This is a genomic window from Geodermatophilus sp. SYSU D00697 (genome assembly GCF_054050175.1).
Genome location: NZ_JBJGYV010000059.1, coordinates 1 through 7,015 on the forward strand (window position 1 = coordinate 1; position 7,015 = coordinate 7,015).

The window sequence follows — 7,015 nt, forward strand, 5'->3', positions numbered from 1 at the left end:
GACGTAGTCGCCGACGGCGACGTTGGTGACGCCCTCGCCGACGGCGGAGACGGTCCCGGCGGCCTCGTGGCCGAGCAGGAACGGGAACTCGTCGTTGATCCCGCCCTCGCGGTAGTGCAGGTCGGTGTGGCAGACCCCGCACGCCTGGATGTCGACGACCGCCTCACCCGGGCCGGGGTCGGGGACGATGATCGTCTCGACGGTGACCGGAGCACCCTTGCTGCGGGCGACGACGCCCTTCACCTCATAGGCCATGCGGGGAGCCTAGAACGGGGCCCGGGCGGGTCCACGTCCGCTCCCGGCATGCGGAAGCACCCGGCCAAGGTCGTTGAATCCGCAACGATTGGGTCACGCTCGCCGCGCGGGCGGCCCTGTCGAGACGTAGCGTTCCCGCTGGTCCGTGACCTGGGGCACTGACCCGTCCGCCGGGGCCGACCCGGCACCCACGAACCGGAGGTCCGCCCGTGGCAGTACCGAGCTTCCTGGCCCGCGAGCGCATCGTCGCCCGCCCCGGCTTCAACCGGTGGCTGATCCCGCCGGCGGCGCTGGCGGTCCACCTGTGCATCGGGCAGGCCTACGCCACCAGCGTCTACAAGACCGCGCTGGTCGAGGACTTCGGCACGACCCAGACGGCGATCGGCATCGTCTTCTCGATCGCGATCGTCATGCTCGGCCTCTCCGCCGCCCTCTTCGGCACGTGGGTGGACCGCAACGGGCCCCGCGCGGCCATGTTCGTGTCGGCGTGCTTCTGGGTCACCGGCTTCCTCGTGGGTGGTCTCGGCATCGAGACCCGCCAGTTGTGGCTGCTCTACCTCGGCTACGGCGTCATCGGGGGCATCGGCCTGGGCATCGGCTACATCTCGCCGGTCTCCACCTTGATCAAGTGGTTCCCCGACCGGCCCGGCCTGGCCACCGGCATGGCGATCATGGGCTTCGGCGGCGGCGCACTGATCGCCTCGCCGCTCTCCCGGCAGCTGATGAGCTGGTACGACCCCGGGTACGACCCGGGCACCGCCGGCTCGGTGCCCAACGGCGGCGCGGTCGCGGCGCTGTTCTTCACCTTCGCCGCGGCCTACCTGGTCTTCATGATGTTCGGCGCCTTCATCGTGCGCGTGCCCGCCGAGGGCTGGAAGCCCGCGGGCTTCGACCCGTCGACGGTCAAGCAGAAGGCGCTGGTCACCACCGAGAGCGTGTCGGCCAACAACGCCATCAGGACGCCGCAGTTCTGGCTGCTGTGGGTCGTGCTGTTCTGCAACGTCACCGCGGGGATCGGGATCCTCGAGCAGGCCAGCCCGATGATCCAGGACTTCTTCCGCAGCGGGGACACCTCGACCGTCGCCGCGACCGCCGCCGCCGGCTTCGTCGGCGTCCTGTCGCTGTTCAACATGGCCGGCCGGTTCGTGTGGTCCTCGACCTCGGACTTCATCGGCCGCAAGCCGATCTACATGGTCTACCTGGGCGTCGGCCTGGTCATGTACGTGCTGCTGGCCACCGTCGGCAGCAGCGCCACCTGGCTGTTCGTCGTGCTGGCCGCGGTGATCATCTCCTTCTACGGCGGCGGGTTCGCCACCGTCCCGGCCTACCTGCGCGACCTGTTCGGCACCTACCAGGTGGGCGCCATCCACGGCCGGCTGCTCACCGCGTGGTCGGCGGCCGGCGTCGCCGGGCCGCTGATCGTCAACAGCGTGCTCGACACCCAGGGCGAGCCCGGCTCGCTCGTCGCGTCCAACTACCGCCCGGCCCTCTTCATCATGGTCGGCCTGCTCGCGGTCGGGTTCGTCGCCAACCTGCTGGTGCGCCCGGTGGCCAGCAAGTGGCACGAGCCGCGCCGGGACGCCGCCACCACCCCGACCCGCGAACGGAGCACCGCCCGATGAGCACCCCGCTGTCGAAGCAGTCCGCCGACGGCCGGCCGCAGACCCACACCCCTGTGGGGCTGATCGCCTTCGCCTGGACGCTGGTCGGTGTCCCCCTGGCCTACGGGCTCTACCAGACGGTGAAGACCGCCCTCACCCTCTTCACCGGCTGAGCGCTCCTCCACGACGACAGCGCCCCCCGTCCGCGGTCGGGACGGGGGGCGCTGTCGTGCTCGGCGCCGCTCCCCTCAGCCCGGGGAGGGCTCGTGGCGCGGCGGCCTCCCCTCAGGCGCCGCGGCTGACCGGCCGCAACGGGAGGTGGGCGGAGAGGTCGGCGCGGTTGCCGCTGGCGCTGACGCGGCCCTCGGCGACGGCGGTGGCCCAGTCCAGCCGGCCGGTGGCCAGCCGCAGCCAGGTCGCCGCGTCGGTCTCCACCACGTTGGGCGGCGTGCCCCGGGTGTGCCGCGGCCCCGGGACGCACTGGACGGCGACGTGCGGCGGCACCCGCAGCTCCACCGAGCGGCCGGGCACCTGCTGGGCCAGCCAGCGGGCGCTGGTCTTCACCGCGGCACCGACGACGGAGCGACGGGGTTGCTCGTCCTCCCCGGCCAGCCAGGCCAGCACCGGCTCGACCGCCGCCCGCAGCTCCTCGGCGGAGATGGGCGCGGCCATCAGCTGGTCGGGACGGTCCCCGCGGGCGCGCGGCTCACCGTGGCCTCCGGGGTGCCGAACAGCGCCGGCAGCGTGGCGCTCCAGGCGGCCCGCACCTCGGCCAGCGGCAGCTCGGCCACCCCGTCGACGGCGAGCGCGTCGCCGCCCGTCGTCCCGAGCTCGGTCACGCAGACACCGGCCCACTCGGCGGTCGCCCGCACCGCCTCGGGGTCGCTCGTGGTCACGACCGCACGGGCACCGGACTCGCTGAACAGCGCGGTGAAGGCGTCGCCGGCCAGGGCCAGCCGGGCGCCGACGCCGTACCGCAGGGCCGACTCCGCGAGGGCCTGGGCCAGGCCGCCGTCGGCCAGGTCGTGCGCGGAGCTGACCAGGCCCTCCCGGCCGAGCGCGGCGAGCAGCTCGCCCAGCGACCGCTCGGCCTCGAGGTCCACGGCCGGCGGGTGGCCGCCGAGGTGGCCGTGGACGACCGACGCCCACGCCGAGCCGCCGAACTCGGGCCTGGTCTCGCCGAGCAGGAGGACCGTCTCCCCCGCCGTCCGCCAGCCGGTGGGCACCCGCTTCCGGACGTCCTCGTGCACCCCGAGGACGCCGATGACCGGGGTCGGGTTGATCGCGACGTCGCCGGTCTGGTTGTAGAGGCTGACGTTGCCCCCGGTGACCGGCAGGCCCAGGTCGCGGCAGGCGTCGGCCAGGCCGCGGACGGCCTCGGCGAACTGCCACATGACCTCCGGCTCCTCCGGGGAGCCGAAGTTGAGGCAGTTGGTGACCGCCAGCGGCCGCGCGCCGGAGACGGCGACGTTGCGGTAGGCCTCGGCCAGGTTGAGCTGCGTGCCGGTGTAGGGGTCCAGCCGGGCGTAGCGGCCGTTACCGTCGAGGGACAGCGCGATGCCGCGGTGGGTCTGCTCGTCGATGCGGACCACGCCGGCGTCGTCGGGCTGGGCGAGCACGGTGTTGCCCCGCACGTAGCGGTCGTACTGCTCGGTGACCCAGGTCTTCTCGGCGCCGTCCGGGCTCGCGACGACGGCCAGCCAGTGGGCGAGGAGCTCGTCGGCGGTCTCCGGGCGGGGCAGCGCGGCCGGGTCGTCGGCCTGCAGGCGGTCGAGGTCGGCCGGGCGCTGCATCGGCCGCTCGTACACCGGGCCCTCGTGCGCCACGGTGCGCGGCGGGACGTCGACGATGCGCTCGCCGTGCCAGTCGACGGTGAGCCGGTCGCCGGCGGTGACCTCACCGATGACGGTGGCCAGCACGTCCCACTTGCGGCAGACGGCGAGGAAGGCGTCGACCTTCTCCGGCTCGACGACCGCGCACATGCGCTCCTGCGACTCGCTCATCAGGATCTCGGCCGGGGTGAGCGTGCTGTCGCGCAGCGGCACCCGGTCGAGGTCGATGTGCATGCCACTGGTGCCGGCGCTGGCCAGCTCGGACGTCGCGCAGGACAGCCCGGCACCGCCGAGGTCCTGGATCCCGGTGACCAGGTCCTGCGCGAAGATCTCCAGGCAGGCCTCGATGAGCAGCTTCTCGGTGAACGGGTCGCCCACCTGCACGCTCGGGCGCTTGGCCGGCCCCTCCTGGTCGAAGGTCTCGCTGGCCAGCACGCTGACGCCGCCGATGCCGTCGCCGCCGGTGCGGGCGCCGAACAGGACGACCTTGTTGCCCACCCCCTCGGCCTTGGCCAGCCGGACGTCCTCGTGCTTCATGACGCCGACGCACAGCGCGTTGACCAGCGGGTTGCCGGCGTAGCAGTCGTCGAACAGCAGCTCGCCGCCGATGTTGGGCAGCCCCAGGCAGTTGCCGTAACCGCCCACGCCCGCGACGACGCCGGGCAGCACCCGCGCGGTGTCGGGGGCGTCGGCGCGGCCGAACCGCAGCGAGTCCATGACCGCCACCGGGCGCGCGCCCATGGTCAGGATGTCCCGGACGATGCCGCCCACCCCGGTCGCCGCGCCCTGGTAGGGCTCGACGTAGCTCGGGTGGTTGTGCGACTCGACCTTGAAGGTCACCGCGTAGCCGTCGCCGACGTCCACGACGCCGGCGTTCTCGCCGATGCCGACCAGCAGCGCCTCGCTGCGGGGCAGGTCGCCGAAGCGGCGCAGGTGCACCTTGGAGGACTTGTAGGAGCAGTGCTCGCTCCACATCACCGAGTACATGGCCAGCTCGGCGGTGGTGGGACGGCGGCCGAGGATCTCGGTGATGCGGGCGTACTCGTCGGCCTTGAGGCCGAGCTCGCGGTAGGGCTGCTCGACGTCCGCCGTCCGGGCCGCGAGCTCGACGGTGTCGAGCTGGTGCCGCAGCGGACCGGGCCCGGTGTCCAGGTCGGAGAGGCCGGCGCTCACGCGGACACCACCGCCGCCAGCACGGAGGTGAAGAAGCCCAGCCCGTCGGTCGACGGCCCGGTGAGGTCCTCGACCGCGTGCTCGGGGTGCGGCATGAGGCCCACGACCCGACCGTCCTCGCTGGTCACCCCGGCGATGTCGTTGGAGCTGCCGTTCGGGTTGCCCTCGACGTACCGGACGGCGACCCGGCCCTCGCCCTCGATCCGCTCGAGGTCGGCGGGCGCGGCGACGTAGCGGCCCTCCCCGTTCTTCACCGGGACGACGATCCGCTGGCCGGTCTCGTAGGACGCCGTCCACGCGGTGTCGGCGCGCTCGATGCGCAGCGCCTGGTCGCGGTTGCGGAAGTGCAGGTGGCTGTTGCGGGTCAGCGCGCCCGGGAGCAGCCCGGCCTCGCAGAGCACCTGGAAGCCGTTGCAGATGCCGAGGACCGGCATGCCCCTGCGTGCGCGGTCGACGACGTCCTGCATCAGCGGCGCCCGCGCGGCGATGGCGCCGGCCCGCAGGTAGTCCCCGTACGAGAAACCGCCGGGGAGGACGACGGCGTCGACGTCCGCGAGGTCGTGCGACGCGTGCCAGAGCGCGACCGGCTCGGCACCGGCGAGCCGCACTGCGCGCGCGGCGTCGACGTCGTCCAGGGAGCCCGGGAAGGTGATGACACCGATGCGCACGGGGAGGTTCTCTCTCAGTCGGTCGACAGGTGGAGCTCGACGTCCTCGATGACCGGGTTGGCCAGCAGCGTCTCGGCGATCTGCTGCAGCTCGGCGCGGTCGGGGGTGCCCTCGACCTCGAGCACGAAGTGCTTGCCCTGGCGGACGCTGGTCACGCTGTCGTGGCCGAGCCGGCCCAGCGCTCCCAGCACCGCCTGACCCTGGGGGTCGGAGATCTCCGGCTTCAGGACGACGTCGACGACCACCTGGGGCACGCGGACGAGGGTACCGGGGTGGCGCAGCCCACTGGCCGGGGTGCGGGTGATGCTCGTCTCGGTCGGTGCCGTGCGACCCCGGGTCGGCTCTCCGCTGCGGCCCCGGTCGGCTCTCCGCCGAGTCATGCGAAGTCGTGGCCATCGGGCCCGCATCGCCACGAGTTCGCATGACTCGCCGCCGATCAGCGCACCGCGAGCGCCGCCCGCAGGGTCGCGAGCACCTGCTCCGGCCGGCCCAGCACGTCGGCCGACGTGAAGCGCAGGATCGTCCAGCCGGCGAGGACCAACCCGTTCTGTCGCCGGACGTCGCTCACGAACACCCGCCGCTCGCGGTGCACGTCGCCGTCGAACTCCACCAGTACGCGCCGGTCCGGCCAGGCCAGGTCGACCCGCCCGAGGAAGGCGCCGCTCGCGTCGCGGACGACGTGCTGCAGGTCGGGCGCCGGGAGCCCCGCCTCGAGGACCAGCCATCGCAGGACCGACTCCATCGGCGACCCCGCCCGCCGGTCCGCCACGGGCAGCACCCGCCGGGCCGTGCGGACCCCCCGAGCCCCGCGGGCGGCCTCGAGGATGCGGTCGAACGCGTCCCGGGGGTAGTTGCGGGCCAGCATCTGGTCGCAGACCGCCAGCAGCGCGGCCGCGGGCAGCGTGGCGGCCAGGTCGAACCAGGTCCGCCCGGGCGAGGTGACGTCCACCCCGGCCCGGCGTGCGACCTGCCACCCCGGCAGACCCGCGGTGTGCACCCGGCGGTCGGCGCGGTGCCGGATGCGGGTTCCGGGCGGGACGGTGAGGTGCACCCGGCCGTCATCCGGCACGAGCGGCACCTCCAGCCCCCAGAGCGCTGCGGCGGTGAGGTGGCTGACCACGGCCGATGCGGGCGCGCCGAGCAGGACCGCGGCCACCCGTGCCCGCACGTCGTCCGCCACCGGACGGGGCAGGTACGTGTCCCGGGACGAGCGCAGGACCTCCCGGTGCCGCAGGTGCCAGTCGGTGACGCCCTCGGCACGGGCGCGGCGACGGTCGGTCGGCCGGACCACGCGGGACGGGACACGCGGTGGAGGCACCGCGGGAGCGTGCCGCGAACGGCCCTGTCGCCGCGGGCGCTGTCCACAGCCGCGGGGGGGGGGGGGGGGGGGGGGGGGGGGGGGGGGGGGGGGGGGGGGGGGGGGGGGGGGGGGCGGGGGGGGGGGGCGGTGGGCGGTGCGCGGGGCCGCCGCGGGCGGGGGGGGCGG

At 74.3% G+C, this 7,015-nt stretch carries 8 protein-coding genes; 2 read left to right on the forward strand and 6 right to left on the reverse strand.

The window, feature by feature from the left end:
* The coding region (locus tag ACI79C_RS25040; RefSeq protein WP_456948412.1) for an alcohol dehydrogenase catalytic domain-containing protein at nt 1–255 on the reverse strand (255 nt) is incomplete at its 3' end.
* A gap of 209 nt (nt 256–464) precedes the next feature.
* Between ACI79C_RS25040 and ACI79C_RS25045 the strand changes: the two genes are divergently transcribed.
* Entirely contained in the window at nt 465–1,877 is a 1,413-nt protein-coding gene (locus ACI79C_RS25045; RefSeq protein WP_456948413.1) for an OFA family MFS transporter, read from the forward strand.
* Nucleotides 1,874–2,029, forward strand: coding sequence for an MFS transporter small subunit (locus tag ACI79C_RS25050; RefSeq protein WP_456948414.1), 156 nt, complete (start codon nt 1,874–1,876; stop codon nt 2,027–2,029). Before ACI79C_RS25045 ends, ACI79C_RS25050 begins: the two co-directional genes overlap by 4 nt.
* Nucleotides 2,030–2,141: 112 nt before the next feature.
* On the opposite strand, the gene ACI79C_RS25055 is transcribed toward ACI79C_RS25050, so the two are convergent.
* The 5 genes from ACI79C_RS25055 to ACI79C_RS25075 form a co-directional block, all read right to left on the reverse strand.
* Complete coding sequence (locus ACI79C_RS25055) at nt 2,142–2,528, reverse strand: sterol carrier family protein (RefSeq protein ID WP_456948415.1); 387 nt, start codon at nt 2,526–2,528, stop codon at nt 2,142–2,144.
* Nucleotides 2,528–4,861 (reverse strand): phosphoribosylformylglycinamidine synthase subunit PurL, encoded by a 2,334-nt coding sequence (gene purL, locus ACI79C_RS25060; RefSeq protein ID WP_456948416.1) that lies wholly within the window; start codon nt 4,859–4,861, stop codon nt 2,528–2,530. The genes ACI79C_RS25055 and purL overlap by 1 nt, the downstream gene beginning before the upstream one ends.
* Entirely contained in the window at nt 4,858–5,529 is a 672-nt protein-coding gene (purQ, locus tag ACI79C_RS25065) for a phosphoribosylformylglycinamidine synthase subunit PurQ (protein ID WP_456948417.1), read from the reverse strand. Before purQ ends, purL begins: the two co-directional genes overlap by 4 nt.
* Before the next feature lie 14 nt (nt 5,530–5,543).
* The gene (gene purS, locus ACI79C_RS25070) at nt 5,544–5,783 is read right to left on the reverse strand and encodes a phosphoribosylformylglycinamidine synthase subunit PurS (RefSeq protein ID WP_456948418.1); all 240 of its coding nucleotides are present in this window, start codon (nt 5,781–5,783) and stop codon (nt 5,544–5,546) included.
* 182 nt (nt 5,784–5,965) lie between these two features.
* Nucleotides 5,966–6,847, reverse strand: a complete 882-nt coding sequence (locus ACI79C_RS25075; RefSeq protein WP_456948419.1) for a DUF559 domain-containing protein — start codon at nt 6,845–6,847, stop codon at nt 5,966–5,968.
* Nucleotides 6,848–7,015: the final 168 nt, after the last annotated feature.

What these genes read in the sequence shown, in the direction of transcription:
- ACI79C_RS25050 (WP_456948414.1), top strand. Translation starts at nt 1,874, where the DNA reads ATGAGCACCCCGCTGTCGAAGCAGTCCGCCGACGGCCGGCCGCAGACC.
- ACI79C_RS25055 (WP_456948415.1), bottom strand. Translation starts at nt 2,528, where the DNA reads ATGGCCGCGCCCATCTCCGCCGAGGAGCTGCGGGCGGCGGTCGAGCCG.